The organism is Planktothricoides raciborskii GIHE-MW2, from assembly GCF_040564635.1.
Lineage (GTDB): Bacteria > Cyanobacteriota > Cyanobacteriia > Cyanobacteriales > Laspinemataceae > Planktothricoides > Planktothricoides raciborskii.
Genome location: NZ_CP159837.1, coordinates 6,812,389 through 6,828,527, shown reverse-complemented (window position 1 = coordinate 6,828,527; position 16,139 = coordinate 6,812,389). Strand labels below are relative to the sequence as shown.

Below are 16,139 nucleotides of genomic sequence, written 5' to 3'. Positions count from 1 at the left end.
ACATTTGGTTATTGGTTATTCGTGATTTTGAGCCAGATAATTCAAATAACTTGCCAACAAATAACTTGCCAACAAACAACTTGCCAACAACCAACAAACAGGGAACAGGGAACAGGGAACAGGGAACAGGGAACAGAAAAGAGGTGAATTATGAAAACTCTCTCTTCTATGCATCTTTCTTCTCTCTTCTCTCTCCTCTCTCCTCCGTTCCCCGTTCCCTGATAACTGTTCCCCTTTCTCCAACCAACAACCAACTTGCCAACAATCAACAAACAACTATCAATACTCAATTCCTGGTTGCGCTTTCACCCCTTGCTCCCGGAACGGATGCTTAACCAGGGTCATTTCCGTGACTAAATCAGCCCGTTCAATTAAAGGGGCTGGGGCGCCTCTGCCGGTGAGAATGACATGGGAATCAGCGGGTTTTTGGGCTAAACCAGCAAGGACTTGCTCTACAGATAAATAACCCAGCTTGAGGGCAATATTAATTTCATCAAGGAGAACCAGCTTAATTTCTGGGTTGGTAATTAAGCTTTTGGCTTTTTGCCAAGCTTCTTGGGCTTTTTGGGTGTCGCGATCGCGGTCTTGGGTATCCCAGGTAAAACCTTCCCCCATCGCATAAAATTCTAATTGAGACTCCCACTGACTGAGGACGGCTTTTTCTGCCGGTTCCCAGGCACCTTTGATAAATTGGACAATCGCCACTCGATAACCATGACCAAGCGATCGCACCACCATTCCCAATGCTGCGGTCGTTTTTCCCTTGCCATTGCCTGTATGAACAATAATCAGTCCTTTTTCTGGAATGGCTTTTGCCAGCCGTTCCGCTTGGATAGCTTGACGCCGTTGCATCTTCTGCTTGTACTGTTCGGCATTTAAGGCGCGATCGATGCTTGAATCGATGTTGTTGGAATCGATGTTTGAATCTATTTCCCCGTTGCCTTGTGTTTCTTGAATTCGGGTGTTTTTTTCCATTTTTTGCTTACCATACAACGCTTCTAGCTTACATCGAAGGTAACCTAACGCGATTCTATCACTCCGATATGCAATCGCCAACTTGCAATAAAATTGCAGACAAAACCATGAGAGATTGTGAAAATGAGATAAGACTAACTCACCGCCAGGGACTGGTAGGCTGTGGTTTCCTGAAGTAATGGACTCTAAATCTAGAGTCGCCAGTTCTCATCAGGCATTTTCCGCCACTAATTAATTTTATTTTAAAATTAAGTTAAAATTAGATTAACTTAACCGAAAAACGTCCAACAAAGCAAAACATAAATGCTTAGGACAAAAGATCCTGATAGGTGAGTTGAATTACCGAGAGATCCAAAAGGAGAAAACAAGATAAAACCATAAATGAATGTTGCCAAACTAGGAAATATTTATCCGGATACATGATTTGTAAATAGAGGAGAACCTAATGCCAAACAGCAAAGATGATTTTCTGTATCCTCGGAGTCGTTACTACGGGGATTTTAAACCGGAAAATGTGGTTTTTAATTCAAATTTGCAGGAATTTGCCCAGAAAGTAAACTATATTTGTAACTTAGAAACCGGAGGCAAACTCAGTCCGCAAGAAGCTTATGAAGAAATTAAATCTCTTTGGCATGAGTTAAAACAATCGAAAAAAAATCTAGGGATTGGCAAACCTAATCCCAGTGATGAAGAGTCGGAAGAAGACGAATAGCTGAGATGAATTTTTCAATTAATCACTGATACTTTAAAATAATCAGGAGGTCAGTATCAAAAAAATATAAGGTAATATGTTGTCAGTTGAAGAAGCTGAGTCAATCATTTTCAACCTGGTCAAGCCGTTAGATGACCAGCAGGACGTAGAACGTTTAGACTTGTTATCGGCATCTGGACGAGTGTTAGCGGCGCCGGTGGTGGGGTCAAGAGATTTTCCCCACTGGGATAATTCGGCAATGGATGGGTATGCCGTTCGTTATGCAGATGTGAGCAACTCTAGTCCAGAAACTCCCACCCTGTTAACCGTGGTTGAAGAAATTCCCGCTGGTAAACCGCCACAGGTAGAAATTAAGCCTGGACTGGCTGCCCGGATTTTAACCGGGTCAATGATGCCCCCTGGGGCGGATACGGTGGTGATGCAAGAAGAAACCCGACGCCAAGGCACAGCGGTGGAAATTTTGGCCGCCCCACGAGAAATCGGGGAGTTTGTTCGGTATGGAGGGTCTTTTTATCGGGCGGGAAACCCCCTGCTGCCCGCTGGAATTGCGATCGCCCCCCCGGATATTGCCGTTTTAGCCACGGCGCAATGTGTCCAAGTCCCGGTCTATCGCCGTCCCAAGGTGGCTATTCTCTCCACAGGCGACGAGTTAGTTGCCCCCGGAGAATCCCTGAAACCAGGACAATTGGTGGATTCTAATCAGTATGCTTTGACCGCAGCAGCGATCGCCGCAGGGTGTGAGGCTATGCCGTTGGGCATTGTCCCGGACGATCCGGGCAAGCTGAAACAGGCGATCGCCCAAGCCTTGTCCCTGGCGGATTTTGTCCTTTCCACTGGCGGAGTTTCTGTCGGTGACTATGACTATGTAGAACAAATCCTCACGGAATTAGGCGGTCAAATTCATATTAAATCTGTGGCGATTAAACCAGGAAAACCTTTAACCGTCGCTACATTTCCCCCGTCCACAACCCTGGGAGATTCTGCCAGCAACTTATCCAGAAACTTATCCAGAAACTTATTATATTTCGGCTTACCAGGAAATCCGGTTTCCGCATTAGTGACATTTTGGCGCTTTGTCCAACCAGCCCTGGGCAAACTCTCTGGATTAAATAATGGCTTTTTACCAGAATTTATCCTCGCCAAAACTCAGCAAGACTTACGGGCTGGAGGTCAGCGAGAAACCTATCTTTGGGGTCAGATCCAATCCGTTGATTCTGAATATCAATTTAAATTAGCCGGTGGTAGTCATAGTTCGGGAAATCTGATCAATTTAGCTCAAACAAATGGGTTAGCGATCGTGCCTGTGGGTAAAAAATTAATTCCTGCTGGTGAAATGGTTCAGGTTATGTGGGTGAAATAAGGAATATTTGTTGATTGTTGTTTGTTGATTGTTGGGTAGGGGTTCTTTGTTTGTTGGTTGTTTTTGCCCTTCGGCTTCGACTGGGCTCAGGGCAAGATTGTTGTTTGTTGGTTGTTGGTTGACATTTAATCAGCAACTAACAACCAACAATAAATATCATCTAAATATATTAATATATTTAGATGATATTTATTGTTTATTTTGGTGGTATAAATAGCCAGATTAATAATAGCATTAAAAATTCATCAATATCATTTTAATTAGAGATATAATTAATTTTATTCATAAATAATAATAAATGTTTTTGACTGAATTTTTAAGCGTTGATGAAAAGTTAATGAAAAAAAGGCGATGGAATCAGATAGGATAGTGAATATAGGCGATTTGAGCAGAGAAATAAAATTTCCATGACTTCAGTTATTCCCGAAACTCCCAAGCATAAAAAAGCGAAAGCCCTGCGACCCGGTGCGCGGCGTCCCGCCAAGGAACTTTGTAGCGAATGTGGGCTGTGTGATACTTATTACATCCATTACGTCAAAGAAGCTTGTGCTTTTCTGAACCAGCAGATGTCAGAATTGGAACAGGCTGCCCACGGGCGCGATCGCAACTTAGATAACCCCGATGAACTGTACTTTGGCGTGCATCAACAGATGATGGCCGCCAAGAAAAAAGACCCGATCCCCGGCGCCCAATGGACTGGGATCGTCAGTAGCATTGCCTGTGAAATGCTCGATCGCGGTCTAGTAGAAGGGGTGGTCTGCGTGCAGAACACCAAAGAAGACCGTTTTCAACCCATGCCCGTGGTAGCGAGAACCAAAGAAGAAGTGCTGGCGGCCAGAGTGAATAAACCCACCCTTTCCCCCAACTTATCGGTGCTCGAACAAGTGGAAAAATCAGGCATGAAACGGTTACTGGTGATTGGGGTAGGTTGTCAAATTCAAGCCTTGCGAGCGGTAGAAAAACAACTCGGTTTAGAAAAACTCTATGTTTTAGGCACCCCCTGCGTCGATAACGTCAGCCGCGCTGGGTTACAAACCTTCTTGGAAACCACCAGCAAGTCACCGGATACAGTGGTTCATTATGAATTTATGCAGGATTTCCGGGTTCACTTCAAACATGAAGATGGTTCCGTGGAATTGGTGCCGTTTTTTGGCCTGAACACCAAGAAACTGAAAGATATTTTTGCCCCTTCTTGTATGAGTTGCTTTGACTATACCAATGGCTTGGCGGATTTGGTGGTGGGTTATATGGGGGCACCGTTTGGTTGGCAGTGGATTGTGGTTCGCAACCAAATCGGCCAAGAAATGTTGGATTTGGTGCAGGATCAACTGGATACTCAGCCGGTGATGTCCCAAGGCAACCGCAAACCCGCCGTACAACAAAGTATTCCCGCTTACGATCAGGCGGTGACTTTACCAATGTGGGCAGCGAAACTTATGGGGGTGGCGATCGAAAGAATTGGCCCGAAAGGTTTAGAATATGCCCGCTTTTCCATTGATTCTCACTTTACCCGCAATTATCTTTATGTGAAACGGAATCATCCAGAAAAATTAGCGGATCATGTGCCGGAATTCGCCAAGCGAATTGTGAGTCAGTATAAACTACCGGAATAAACTCGGATTTCCTCCTTGGTTTGATGGTGGTTGTGCGATCGCTGGTTGGTTAGTAGGGGCATGCATCAGCATTCGCCCCTATACTATTGAGAAAAATATTGGGAAAATATTGGGAAAATATTGGGAAAAATGCCGGTAATCTGGTAACGAGTTTACTCTGCAGCGATCTCAGATGAAAAAAAAACAAGATTTACCAGCGATCGGTTGGCGAGAATGGCTGTCTCTGCCAGAGTTGGGAATTGTGGCAGTGAAGGCCAAAATTGATACCGGGGCTAGATCCTCGGCGATTCATGCGTTTGATCTCCAGACTTTCTCCTCAGAAGATAAATATAAGGTGCGCTTTAAAGTGCATCCTTATCAGCGGAATCCCCACACGACTGTGATTAGTGAAGCGGAAATTTTAGAGGAACGAGAAGTCCGCAATTCTGGAGGGCATACTGAGTTAAGATTAACGATTGTCACATTGGTAGTTCTTGGCGGTTCTGAATGGCCGATTGAACTGACGTTAACTAATCGGGATGTGATGGGCTTCAGGATGCTGCTGGGACGTCAGGCAGTCCGCGATCGCTTCTTGGTTAATCCTGGGAAATCATACTTACTTAGCCGCAATCTTTCTCCCACCGGAAAAAAACAAGTTAAACGAATCATTGTATGAAAATTGCCATCTTATCTCAAGATAGTACGCTTTATTCTACTTCTAGATTGAAGGAAGCCGGTGAGCAACGGGGTTATGAAATGAAAGTAATCAATTACCTTCGTTGTTACATGAATATCACCTCCCATCGACCGATTTTAGTGTATCAAGGCAAACAATTAGAAGACTTTGACGCGGTGATTCCCCGAATTGGTGCATCGAAAACCTTTTATGGCACCGCAGTGGTGCGGCAGTTTGAAATGATGGGCGTATTTTCTACCAATAGTTCCCAGGCAATTTCTCGTTCTCGGGATAAGTTGCGTTGCTTGCAACTACTAGCCAGAGAAGGAATTGGTTTGCCGGTGACGGGATTTGCCAATTCTACCCAAGATATTGATGGGTTAATCGATATGGTAGGCGGAGCCCCTTTGGTGATTAAATTATTAGAAGGAACTCAGGGCATTGGCGTGGTGCTGGCGGAAACTCACCAGGCCGCCAAGTCGGTGATTGAAGCGTTTCGCGGTTTAGATGCCAACATTTTAGTCCAGGAGTTTATTAAAGAAGCAGGTGGTGCAGATATCCGGTGTTTTGTGGTCGGGGAAAAAGTGATTGCGGCGATGAAACGCCAAGGGGCTCAGGGGGAATTTCGCTCTAATCTTCACCGAGGGGGAACCGCAGAGAAAATTAAGTTAACTCCAGAGGAACGTTCCACCGCAATTCGGGCGGTGAAAACGATGGGGTTGAAAGTAGCCGGGGTGGATATGTTACGTTCTAATCATGGCCCGGTGGTGATGGAAGTGAATTCTTCCCCCGGTCTGGAAGGAATTGAGACGGCAACCGGAGTCGATGTCGCGGGTAAGATTATTGAGTTTATTGAGAAAAATGCGGTGAAGGGGAAGATGCGCGATCGGATGCAGTATTAAATTTTTTGTTTCTTGCCGATGAAGCCGATGAAATTGTTAGATGGATTTGTTGCGGAGTGAATTGGTAAACATCAGGGATAAAGCATCAGGGTGACAAAAGATGACAAATCATCATTCTGTCATGTCATCATGCTGTCATGGTTTAATCATAGAACCAAAATTAAAATTCCCTGTCAAAATAGTTGTTAGGCTTAAACTAATTCAGGAGGGGATTGCTAATATTTTAGCTCGGTCAGCCTCAGCCTAATAGCGCCTGGGAATCAATATCAGATCCGTCTGTCAAGATCCGTCTGTCAAAGAATTTGATCGGGCGATCGCGCTACATTTCTCGTCAGCTTAATATTTCGGAGATCACGTGCAGTAGCGGGGGTTTTTTGAATGGATGCTCAAGAACTGTTAAAAGCATACGCAGCAGGAGAAAGAGATTTTTGTGGGATTGATCTCAAAGGGGCTAACCTCAAAGGAGTTGATTTAAATGGTGTTGACCTGAGTGGTGCTGACCTCAGTGGAGCGAACTTGAGTGGGTCTAACTTGAGTGAAACCGAACTCCGCAGCACCAACTTTACCGGGGCGGATCTCAGTGATGTGGACTTATATGATGCCAGACTCAACGGTGCGAGACTGAATTTAGCCAATCTCAAATTAGCCAATCTCAGCAGTGCCAATTTACAAAAAGCCTGCTTGAGTCATGCAGACCTAAGAGATAGTAAACTCTTTGGAGCTTATTTAAGTTATGCAGACTTAAGCTATGCGGATCTCCGGCGGGCCGACTTATTTCGGGCTTATCTCTTTCGGGCTTATTTATACTGTGCGGATTTAAATGGGGCGCACTTAATTGGGGCAGACTTAATTAGAGCAAATTTAACCGGGGCTGATTTAAGTAAAGCTCATTTAAAAGATGCCAAATTAGAATTCGCCAACCTCGCGGGAGTGAATCTGACTGAAGCGGATCTGACCCGCGCCAAAATGAGTGAAGCGCAACTTTATAATGCGGACTTAACCGGGGCAAATTTAGAATACGTTGAATTAATTAATGCCCAATTATTTTCTAGCAAAATGGTCGGGGTGAATTTAATTGAAGCCGACCTCAGAGGAGCAAAATTAAGTGAGGCAAATCTCAGCAAAGCTAATCTCACTGGCGCGGATTTATACTCGACCAATATGACTCGTGCAGACTTAACTGGAGCCAATTTGACTAGAGCCCATTTAAGTCTGGCTAATTGGAGTGAAGCAAATCTGAATCATGCCAATCTCACGGATGCTAAATTAACGGAAATTATCGGCAATGCTGGGTCGGGACATAATACCAATTCTTTGGAAAGCAATTTGCAAAAATCCACTGAATTAGTCATCCCTCATTCAATTTGTTTAAAAAATAAAAAATTTGTCCTACTTGGTCGCCATCATAATGCGGATGTGCGGTTTATTTCCCCGATGGTTTCTCGACGGCACGCGATTATTGAAACGGACGATCAAGGATGTTACATTTTAAAAGATCAAAATAGTACCAATGGTGTATTTGTCAATCGACAAAGAGTGAAAGAACCTGTGGTTTTAACCGATGGTTCAACGATTCAAATCGGTATTTTTACTTTGCTGTTAGTGGGTGATCAGTTAAGATTGCCATCTTTCGGCAATTATGAAAAGTCCCGTCAGGAGAACCCCATAGAAAATCTGGCGACAAAAAAGTTGGCCAATTTAAGTGGAGCAAATTTATATGGAGCAACGCTGACAGGGGTTCATTTAGAAAAATTTAACCTCAGTGGTGCGATTATGCCCGATGGCACGATTTATGAATGATTTGTTAGTTGTTATTTGTTGTTAGTTGTTGGTTGTTTGTTGTTTGTCAAACGTCAACAACTAAAGGATCCCTACCCAGAGAATCCCTACCCAAAGAATCCCTACCCACCAACAAAAGAATCCCTACCCACCAACAACTAACAACCAAAGAATCCCTACCCAACACCTAATAACTAACAACTAATAACTAACAACTAACAAATCATTATTGTAAAAGCAGAATAATAGTTTGCATACAACCGACAATCAGACCTAACACTCCTCCTAGATTAACGATCGCCTGTAATTCACTTTTGACAATGCCATTGATGGCATTTTCTAATTCTTCGGGAGAGGTGGCTTTCACCCGATTGATAATTACTTGATCGATGTTTAAAATGGGGATGGCTTTGGCCACTAAATTTTCTAAGTCCCGTTCTAGATATCTTTCTAAAATCAGGGCTAGTTCGTGACTGACTAATCCGAGGGATTTACTGACCACTGCGGATTTTTGTAAGCGAGTTAAGATTAAACTAGATACTTTTTGCCAATCAATTGAGTTACTTAAGCCTAATAATAAATCCGTGCCGCTAGTTTGCAGGTAGTTGCGGACACTATCGCGGATGGTTTTCCGCAATTGTTTGACGGTGGATAAGGGCAGATTTTGCAGGGAAAGGGTTTGAAACCATTCTTCTAGGCGATCGCGCAGTTCCAGGGCAACAATTAAATCCCGAATGCGATCGTTTGACTTTTCTTTTTCATCTAAACAAAAGGTGCGTAACCGCATCAAGGTACTGCGTAATCCAATCAGGTTGGCTACGACCCAATAGGTGCCACTACTTTGTTCGCGAAATCCTTCATCAATGGTGTGAATGTTGCGATCAGTCAAGAAATCGACCAACACTTGCCGAATTACATCTGGGGGCAATACCACATCTAACAGCCAATTGGCTAGTTGATGGGCTTGGGCGCGATTGAGTTGAATTTCTAATAAAACTTGGTCAAAAATTTGATCGAGTTGTTCTTGTAAAAAGCTTTCATCTTTGGCTAAAACCTTTAACATTCTTGGCAAAGATTGGCCGAGAAAATCATGGAGAATTCCCGCCAAAATTTGCGCGGTTTTGGCTTCTGTATCGGACTTAATCTGATCCATTGCCATCCGCAATAGCCAGTGAATTGCCCCTTCCATGCGTTCGGTTTGCAGCAAACGCCGTGCCAGGTTTTGCAATTCTTCCGGGGTTAACAAAGACCCCATAATGGTATCAGAAATTCGTTTAGCTAGACGTTCTTGATTTCGCGGAATTAATCCGGGAGTAAATGGCAGCCGCCGATCACCAATGTAAATCGCTCGATAGGGACGAAATAACATTTGAATGGCGATATCATTGGTGAAATAGCCAATAATGCCACCGGCAATGGGCGGGCCAATATAAATAAATAAGTTAGATAAATTCATTGATCGAGCAAGAGGCAGGGATCAAGTAGAAGTTTGGTCTTCAAACCCCCTTGGGGGTTACTGCGGGAGCATCCCATTTTGGTAAATCAGCCCGTAGGGGATGAACGCATTCGCGGATAAATTTATCCCAAAAAACCGAAAAATTATCTACGCGAATGCTTCGCCCCTACAAATATGGGATGGTCCCGGTTACTGCGGATCCTGGGATTTTGAGATGAATCCGGTAAATGCTGGTTTTTGCGGTGATGTAAAGGGTTTGATAGTCACTGTCTCCAAAGGCTAAATTACTCGGAACTTCTGGTACTTGAATCAGACCCATAAAATCCCCTGCCGGGGAGAAAATGGACACTCCTTCTGGTCCAGTACAATAAACATTTCCTCGCCGATCTACTTTTATCCCATCTGGCCCTCCGATTTGACTAGATGGATTGAGTTGGGCAAAAATATGTCCGTTGGTTAGGGTGCCGTCTGGCTTCACATCAAAGACGCGAATGTGAGATTTTTGGAAATCACTGATGTACAATTTTGTTTCATCTGGAGAAAAGGCAATCCCATTGGGATGTAGGAATTCCCGGCATAGAAGCGTCAATTTACCATCCGGGGTGAGCCGATAGACCCCATAGAATTCCAGTTCTTGAGAATGTTTTTGCAGATGGTAATGCTGGATAAATTTAGGGCTGTAGTTAGGGTCAGTAAAGTAGATACTGCCATCGGATTTAACTACTAAGTCATTGGGGCTATTGAGATATTTTCCTTGATAGCGATCGGTCAATGTAATCATTGTACCATCTTTCTGGGTCAAGGAGATCCGACGGTTAGCATATTCAGCACTTAGCAAGCTACCCTGCCGATTTAAAGTGTTGCCATTGGCATTTCCAGAAGGATGACGAAATACTTTTAACTCTACTTGTTGATCGGGTTGAGCGACAAAAAAATTATTGCTTAGGTTGGGTTGAGGAACGAAACCCAACCTAACGCGATCGCCCGTCCACAATTGATAGATAGTATTAGCGGGAATATCACTAAATAGTAAAAAACCACCATCGTGCCAAACGGGGCCTTCTGTAAACGCAAAACCTGTGACTACCTGTTCTACCCGATCGCCCTCATTGATAATGTCTGCCAAATTGTTGGCCAGAACCGGAGTAGGGAGGGCAACTAAAATAGTGAATAGCCACAGGAAGCCAAGGGCTAGTTTAGGGATGAAAATCATCTTTTACCTTATTTTACCTTAATTCAGGGTTGGGTTAATTAGCCAGGAATGAGGACTTAATTTTTTGGGCGATGGACTCAGGACTATTAAGCGTTGTATCAATAAATAGAGTGCGGTGGGTCGGCAGGAGTTCTAAGACCGATCGCGCCGCTAAGGGATCGTAGTTTTTTTGTTCTTCCACGATAATTTTTAGGCGATCGCGCACCTCGGCGATCGAGTAGTCTCCTTGATTAATTTGAGTTAAAATCCTGGTGGTTTCTTCCGGTGAGAAGAAATTCACCGCTTCGGGCAATCCTAATTCGGCCAAACTGCTAATTTTCTGAGTATCATTGTTACAGGCGATCGGGCTAGATTGTCCAATGCGATCAAAGGAATCTTGACGAGTTAACAGACGTTCCAAGCGAACCGAATTCGGCGCTTCTAACACGATAAATTGAGAATTTGGCAGAAGTTCACTGGCATATTTTACCTCCAGCTTTCCGCGCAAACCATCAAAGAGTAGCGGAAAGCAGAGTCGCTCCGGGTTGATTTGTAATTGACTTAAAACATAGACCATTCCTTCGGGAAAGAGTTGCTTATAGCGACGGGTATAAGAGAAGCGTGTCACACGGCAGGTGAGATCGTCGTCCGTGACCACTCCATCGATTTGTCTCACGGTGGGAATGATAAATCGATCGGTTAAAGTTCGACGGTTAGGCAACAGGGTAAAGTTTAACTGGGTATCCGATAAAGCCTTGACCAAGGTACTTTTGCCGACTCCCGTCAAGCCAACTAAAATCAGCAAGGGTTGTTCCACCAGGGGAAGCCAGCCATCAACGGCGGAGAATCCAAATCCAATTCCAGGGATTAACTCTATCGACTCCGTTTGATTTTGGTTTAATTGCATCATGTTGTTTTTTCCTCGATTAAAATTTTTTTATGGGAGCTTTGGCTAGTTTTTGCCAGAAATATGCCGCTCAAAATAATCACAAATCCCAAGGAATTTAACCCACTTAAGGTTTCGCCAAAAATCACCCAGGCAAAAATTGCTGTCAGGGTTGGTTCAAGGAGTAAGAAAATCGCAATAAAGGTGGAAGAAAAATACTTGAGGTTATGAATCAACATACATTGACCAAAGCATTGACAAAGACTGGCTAAGATAAATACGGTAGCCCATCCGCGCCAAGAATGGGGAAAAAAACTGTCTTGGGTTAGCCAAATCAGCGGCAACAAAGCGATCGCGCCAATCGTGCAGCGCCAAAATAACAATTTCACCGCTGAAAATTTGGGGCGTAAATATTCTAGGATAGACAGATTTAAGGCATAAAACAATGCGGCTAATAGACCCAACCCATCTCCCCAGAGATATTCTAGTCCAATTTGGATGTCATTCATGCCAATCAGTGATGCGCCAAATATGCCTAAAAACAGACCACCGATCAGGCGAATTTCAAACTGCTGTTGTAAGAATATCCCACCGAGAATACAAGTAAATAAGGGCGATAAATTCCGCATCAGGGTTGAGTTTGCCACGCTCGTTTGAGTTAATGACCAAGCCCAACATAAGACCGAAGCCGTGCCGATAATTCCCACTAGAAATAAAAGCGCAATTTCCCGAAAATTAGGGATTGTTTGGGGCTGGGTAGTCAGGGTTAGCCCGGGCAGATCGGATTCGGGGGTGCGATCGCCCATTTGAGCGATCCAATCCCAGCCTCCTAGTAAGATCGATGCCATCCATAAACGGTTAAACACGGTGCCAATCGCGCTCATTTCTTGTTCGCATAGTTTAATCAAGATTGCGGCAAAAGACAAGGCGATTAAAGCCAGGAACAGTGAAAATATCGAACCTGGGGAGTTAATTTTAAATCTGTTAAATAGGATGGATATTGATGGGTTAGAGATCATTTAACGTCAAACCTAGAGGCTCCTCAAAGACAATATTTCTATGGTTTTAGCAACCCAAACCATAAGGGTGAATGCTGACCAATATTATTCAAAATTTTCTATAGCAACACATCGATTAACTAGGTTGATAAATTCATTATGAATATCAATCAAAGTTCCTTGTTTAGCTAAAAATTTCACCTCTTTTAGAATTGACTTAATTAGACTTTCATTCTCGATCATTTCCTCTTTGCCAATTTGCTTGAGAGCTAATTCAATTGAATTTCGACCAGATTGCATTCCTAAGGCTAATTTATTTTGATGAGCCAAACTCTCCAGGTTGAGACTTTGATAAAGCATCGGATCCTTGGCGATCGCTGTGACATGAACCCCGGCATAGTGAGTGAAGGCATTTTTTCCCATAATCGGGAAAAGAGGCGGAATTGAAATCCGGGAAGCTTGACTCACCAGATGATAGAGTTCTTGAAGATATTTAAACTCCCAACGCCGTTTTGATTCCCCCATTTCAACTAAGTTGACTAATAAAGTTGCCAAATCAACAATCCCCGCACGTTCTCCCAAACCGATAACACTGACATCGATAATATCGGCGCCAGCTTTGTAAGCATCAAGGGCATTGGCGAGGGCTAAACCTCGGTCATTGTGACAATGAACGGCAATTTTAGGAAATAGCTGAAGATCCGCTAGTTTTTGCTTTAAAGTTTTGACAAAATAGGCGTAACTGCGATCGGGTTGAAACGGAGTTGCGTATCCCGTTGTGTCGGCAATGCTAATAATATCTGCACCAGCTTGGACTGCCGCCGTGGCTACTTCAATCACCTGTTCGATTTCGGTGCGGGTTGCATCTTCAGGGGTATAGCGAATCAACAGGTTGGGATTTTGGGCTTTGGCATAGCGAATTACTTCGACAATTTGCTCAAGGGCTTGGTCAAAAGTAATATGGTAGTCTCGCTCTAAACGGTGTTTGGCGACACTAAAGAAGATGCCTAAAAAATCTATGCCACAATCCAATGCTTTTTGAACGTGATCGATGCGACAAAGAGAGTGGGCGCCAATTTTCGCATTTAATTTTGCCTGGGCAACTAAGGCGATCGCTTCAGAAATTTCCGGGCTAACAGCAGGATTTCCGACTTCAATAATATCGATGCCAATTCGATCTAGATATTGAGCAATTAACAACTTTGTTTCCGGGGAAAAATAAACTCCTGGGGTTTGCTCTCCTTCTCTGAGAGTAGAATCAAGAATCTGAAACATAGCGCAATCTAATCTCCTTTAATCGTATTCGCAAAGAGGTGTTTTTTTCCAGGTGTAGGCTGTAGGGGAGAGGGTGTAGGCTGTAGGGGGCAGGGGGCAGGGGGCAGGGGGAGATAAGAAGACGGTGATCTCCGTAGAGACAAGGTGAAAGTCCATGTCCTGCTGCTTCAACAATCAACAATCAACCACCAACAATCAACAATCAACCACTAACAAGCCCCCAACCCCCCCCCTTCAAAGAGGGGCCACCAACAACCAAGCACTAAAGATTAAACTTTATTCACAACTAATACTCCCATTATTCCTTGGGCAATAGGATAGTGAGTGGCGGCAGCAAATCCAGCCGCTCGCGCTAACTCAACTTGCTCTTTGCCAATGGGAAATCGATCTAAACTGGGAAAAATGTAAGCATATTCATTATATAATCCGTTGGCTTTGGCTAAGGGTACGACAATATGATCTAAATACCAGTGCTGAAACTCACGGGCGATCGCATTACTGGGGCGATGAAAGTCCAAAATCGCGGCTTTGGCACCGGGTTTAAGCACTCGATGCAATTCGCTTAAACAACGGGGAATATCTTTAACATTGCGTAAACCATAACCAATGGTGGCACAGTCAAAATATTCGTCAGGAAAAGGTAAATCCAAGGCATCCCCTTCTACCCAGGTGATGACCTCTTGTTTTCCCGGACGTTGACGCGCTTGATTCAGCAATTCTACAGAAAAGTCTACCCCAAAGACTTGACCTGTTTTTCCTACTTCTTCCGCGAGAAGCAGAGTTAAATCCCCACTGCCACAGCACAGATCCAAACAAATATCTCCAGGACTGACTTCACTCCAGGCAATAGTCATCCGCTTCCAAATCCGATGCTGACCCAGACTCAGCCAGTCATTGAATTGATCGTAAACTGGGGCGATGCGATTAAATATCTGTTGAATTTCGCTGGCAGAAGGAACCATTTGATTGGATAAAGATATAGGAGGTTTAGAAACAGTAGACATCTGTAAAATAAGAGTAATTCAGGGGGCAGAAAAATTATAGAGAATCCATCAGATCAACCTTAAGGATGATAGCGGACACAGGTCAGGGTGACACCCACTTGCCTAGCGCACAAATGGATTGTAGACACTTCATCTTCTCGCAGGGTAAAGGGTTGCTTCCACTGAAGAGACAAGACTGCTAGAAGTTCATCCCGGTAAGTAATTGGCATGACCAAATGAGCTTGTGTCCCAGATTTTTGATAATGTTCGTCCTCGGCAAGGTTGCTATCTTTTTCTACATGAACAGATCCTTGCAAGGTTCTGGTGGCGATCGCCGCTGCGGTTAACGGGTCATGTTCTAACCAGTTTTCCTCAATGCCGACTTTAGAAAATACCCCTTGACTGGGGATTAAGCGATTATTTTCCACCAGTTGCAAAAGACAAACATCAGCGGCAAAATTTTCCCCAAAGGCGACGGCGATCGGTTTCAAACAATCCTCTAAAGAATTAGCCTCTTGAGATAAATTCAAAATAATTGATAGGAGGTTGGTTTGCGCTTCAGCCCGCCGCAATTCTTCCGTGCGATCTTTGAGCACTTTATAAGTTTCTGCGGCACGATGCACCACCGTTTTCAGTTCATTCGGATCCCAAGGTTTCGTAATATATTTATAAACCTGACCGGAGTTAATCGCATCTACCAGGTCTTCAATATCCGTAAACCCAGTTAGAATAATCCGCACTGTATTGGGAAAATCAGGCACCGTTCTACTTAAGAACTCCGTCCCTTTCATTTCCGGCATTCGTTGGTCAGAAATAATCACGGCCACTTCACCCTCTTCGCGCAATAATTCTAAAGCGCGGGTGCCACTTTCGGCTTTGAGTACCTGATAGTCCCGTCGGAAAGTGCGGTAGAGTAGATCCAGGTTATCTGGTTCGTCATCCACCACCAGCATTTTGGCTTTGTTACGTCGTTGTAGGCTTTTCAACTGAGTAATAATATTTTCTAGCTCTGGAATTGAGTTATTCATCATACAATTAACTATTAACTCACGAATCTTTGAGTTTGGGCAATCCATCAGGCAAAAATCAGCATCTTTGTCATGCAGGACAAAGCAAAATGTCTTGCACTGAAGCGTCTGGTTCTTGGTGGGCAATATGGTACTTTCTTGGTCAACCAGGATTATGACTATTACATCATTTATCGACGGTAGACCGCACATTTAGTTATTTCTCGTGAACCAATCGGTTTTAGGCAAGTTCCCTGGAAACCGGAGTCAGACATTAAGCGGTCAGATGTAGCAACACATTAGGTAGTCATTTGTCTAGTGGTTAAACTGTATTAGGAAAATTACT

General features: G+C 43.8%; 14 protein-coding genes. 6 read left to right on the top strand and 8 right to left on the bottom strand.

Annotated elements, in window-relative coordinates:
- Positions 1-279: 279 nt before the first annotated feature.
- A complete protein-coding gene (cobO, locus tag ABWT76_RS29155; protein ID WP_082348789.1) occupies positions 280-975 on the bottom strand; it encodes a cob(I)yrinic acid a,c-diamide adenosyltransferase in 696 nt (231 codons plus the stop codon).
- 445 nt (positions 976-1,420) lie between these two features.
- On the opposite strand from cobO, the gene ABWT76_RS29150 reads away from it, so the two are divergent.
- From ABWT76_RS29150 to ABWT76_RS29125, 6 genes are all read left to right on the top strand, one after another.
- A complete protein-coding gene (locus ABWT76_RS29150; RefSeq protein WP_054465524.1) occupies positions 1,421-1,687 on the top strand; it encodes a hypothetical protein in 267 nt (88 codons plus the stop codon).
- A gap of 76 nt (positions 1,688-1,763) precedes the next feature.
- Complete coding sequence (glp, locus tag ABWT76_RS29145) at positions 1,764-3,047, top strand: gephyrin-like molybdotransferase Glp (protein WP_354635356.1); 1,284 nt, start codon at positions 1,764-1,766, stop codon at positions 3,045-3,047.
- A 407-nt stretch (positions 3,048-3,454) separates the two neighbouring features.
- Positions 3,455-4,660, top strand: coding sequence for a Coenzyme F420 hydrogenase/dehydrogenase, beta subunit C-terminal domain (locus tag ABWT76_RS29140; RefSeq protein ID WP_054465522.1), 1,206 nt, complete (start codon positions 3,455-3,457; stop codon positions 4,658-4,660).
- A 172-nt stretch (positions 4,661-4,832) separates the two neighbouring features.
- Entirely contained in the window at positions 4,833-5,315 is a 483-nt protein-coding gene (locus ABWT76_RS29135) for a RimK/LysX family protein (RefSeq protein ID WP_054465521.1), read from the top strand.
- Complete coding sequence (gene rimK / locus ABWT76_RS29130) at positions 5,312-6,217, top strand: 30S ribosomal protein S6--L-glutamate ligase (RefSeq protein WP_054465520.1); 906 nt, start codon at positions 5,312-5,314, stop codon at positions 6,215-6,217. The genes ABWT76_RS29135 and rimK overlap by 4 nt, the downstream gene beginning before the upstream one ends.
- A 378-nt stretch (positions 6,218-6,595) precedes the next feature.
- Positions 6,596-8,017 carry a pentapeptide repeat-containing protein gene (locus tag ABWT76_RS29125; protein ID WP_054465519.1) on the top strand — a complete coding sequence of 474 codons (1,422 nt, stop codon included), beginning with the start codon at positions 6,596-6,598 and terminating at the stop codon, positions 8,015-8,017.
- A gap of 205 nt (positions 8,018-8,222) precedes the next feature.
- Here ABWT76_RS29125 and ABWT76_RS29120 read toward each other — a convergent pair whose 3' ends face one another.
- The 7 genes from ABWT76_RS29120 to ABWT76_RS29090 all read right to left on the bottom strand — a co-directional run bounded on the left by ABWT76_RS29120 (position 8,223) and on the right by ABWT76_RS29090 (position 15,814).
- Complete coding sequence (locus ABWT76_RS29120) at positions 8,223-9,452, bottom strand: DUF445 domain-containing protein (RefSeq protein ID WP_054465518.1); 1,230 nt, start codon at positions 9,450-9,452, stop codon at positions 8,223-8,225.
- A 166-nt stretch (positions 9,453-9,618) separates the two neighbouring features.
- A complete protein-coding gene (locus ABWT76_RS29115) occupies positions 9,619-10,665 on the bottom strand; it encodes an SMP-30/gluconolactonase/LRE family protein (protein ID WP_072160707.1) in 1,047 nt (348 codons plus the stop codon).
- Between the two features lie 34 nt (positions 10,666-10,699).
- Positions 10,700-11,554 carry an AAA family ATPase gene (locus tag ABWT76_RS29110; RefSeq protein ID WP_054465517.1) on the bottom strand — a complete coding sequence of 285 codons (855 nt, stop codon included), beginning with the start codon at positions 11,552-11,554 and terminating at the stop codon, positions 10,700-10,702.
- Positions 11,551-12,549, bottom strand: a complete 999-nt coding sequence (locus ABWT76_RS29105; RefSeq protein ID WP_072160706.1) for a DMT family transporter — start codon at positions 12,547-12,549, stop codon at positions 11,551-11,553. The genes ABWT76_RS29110 and ABWT76_RS29105 overlap by 4 nt, the downstream gene beginning before the upstream one ends.
- 84 nt (positions 12,550-12,633) lie before the next feature.
- On the bottom strand, positions 12,634-13,803 hold the full coding sequence (locus tag ABWT76_RS29100; protein ID WP_054465515.1) for a LeuA family protein: 1,170 nt from the start codon (positions 13,801-13,803) through the stop codon (positions 12,634-12,636).
- Positions 13,804-14,072: 269 nt separating this feature from the next.
- Positions 14,073-14,765: a bifunctional demethylmenaquinone methyltransferase/2-methoxy-6-polyprenyl-1,4-benzoquinol methylase UbiE gene (gene ubiE, locus ABWT76_RS29095; RefSeq protein WP_054465604.1), complete on the bottom strand. Its 693-nt coding sequence runs from the start codon at positions 14,763-14,765 to the stop codon at positions 14,073-14,075.
- Between the two features lie 101 nt (positions 14,766-14,866).
- Positions 14,867-15,814 carry a response regulator gene (locus tag ABWT76_RS29090; RefSeq protein WP_054465514.1) on the bottom strand — a complete coding sequence of 316 codons (948 nt, stop codon included), beginning with the start codon at positions 15,812-15,814 and terminating at the stop codon, positions 14,867-14,869.
- Positions 15,815-16,139: the final 325 nt, after the last annotated feature.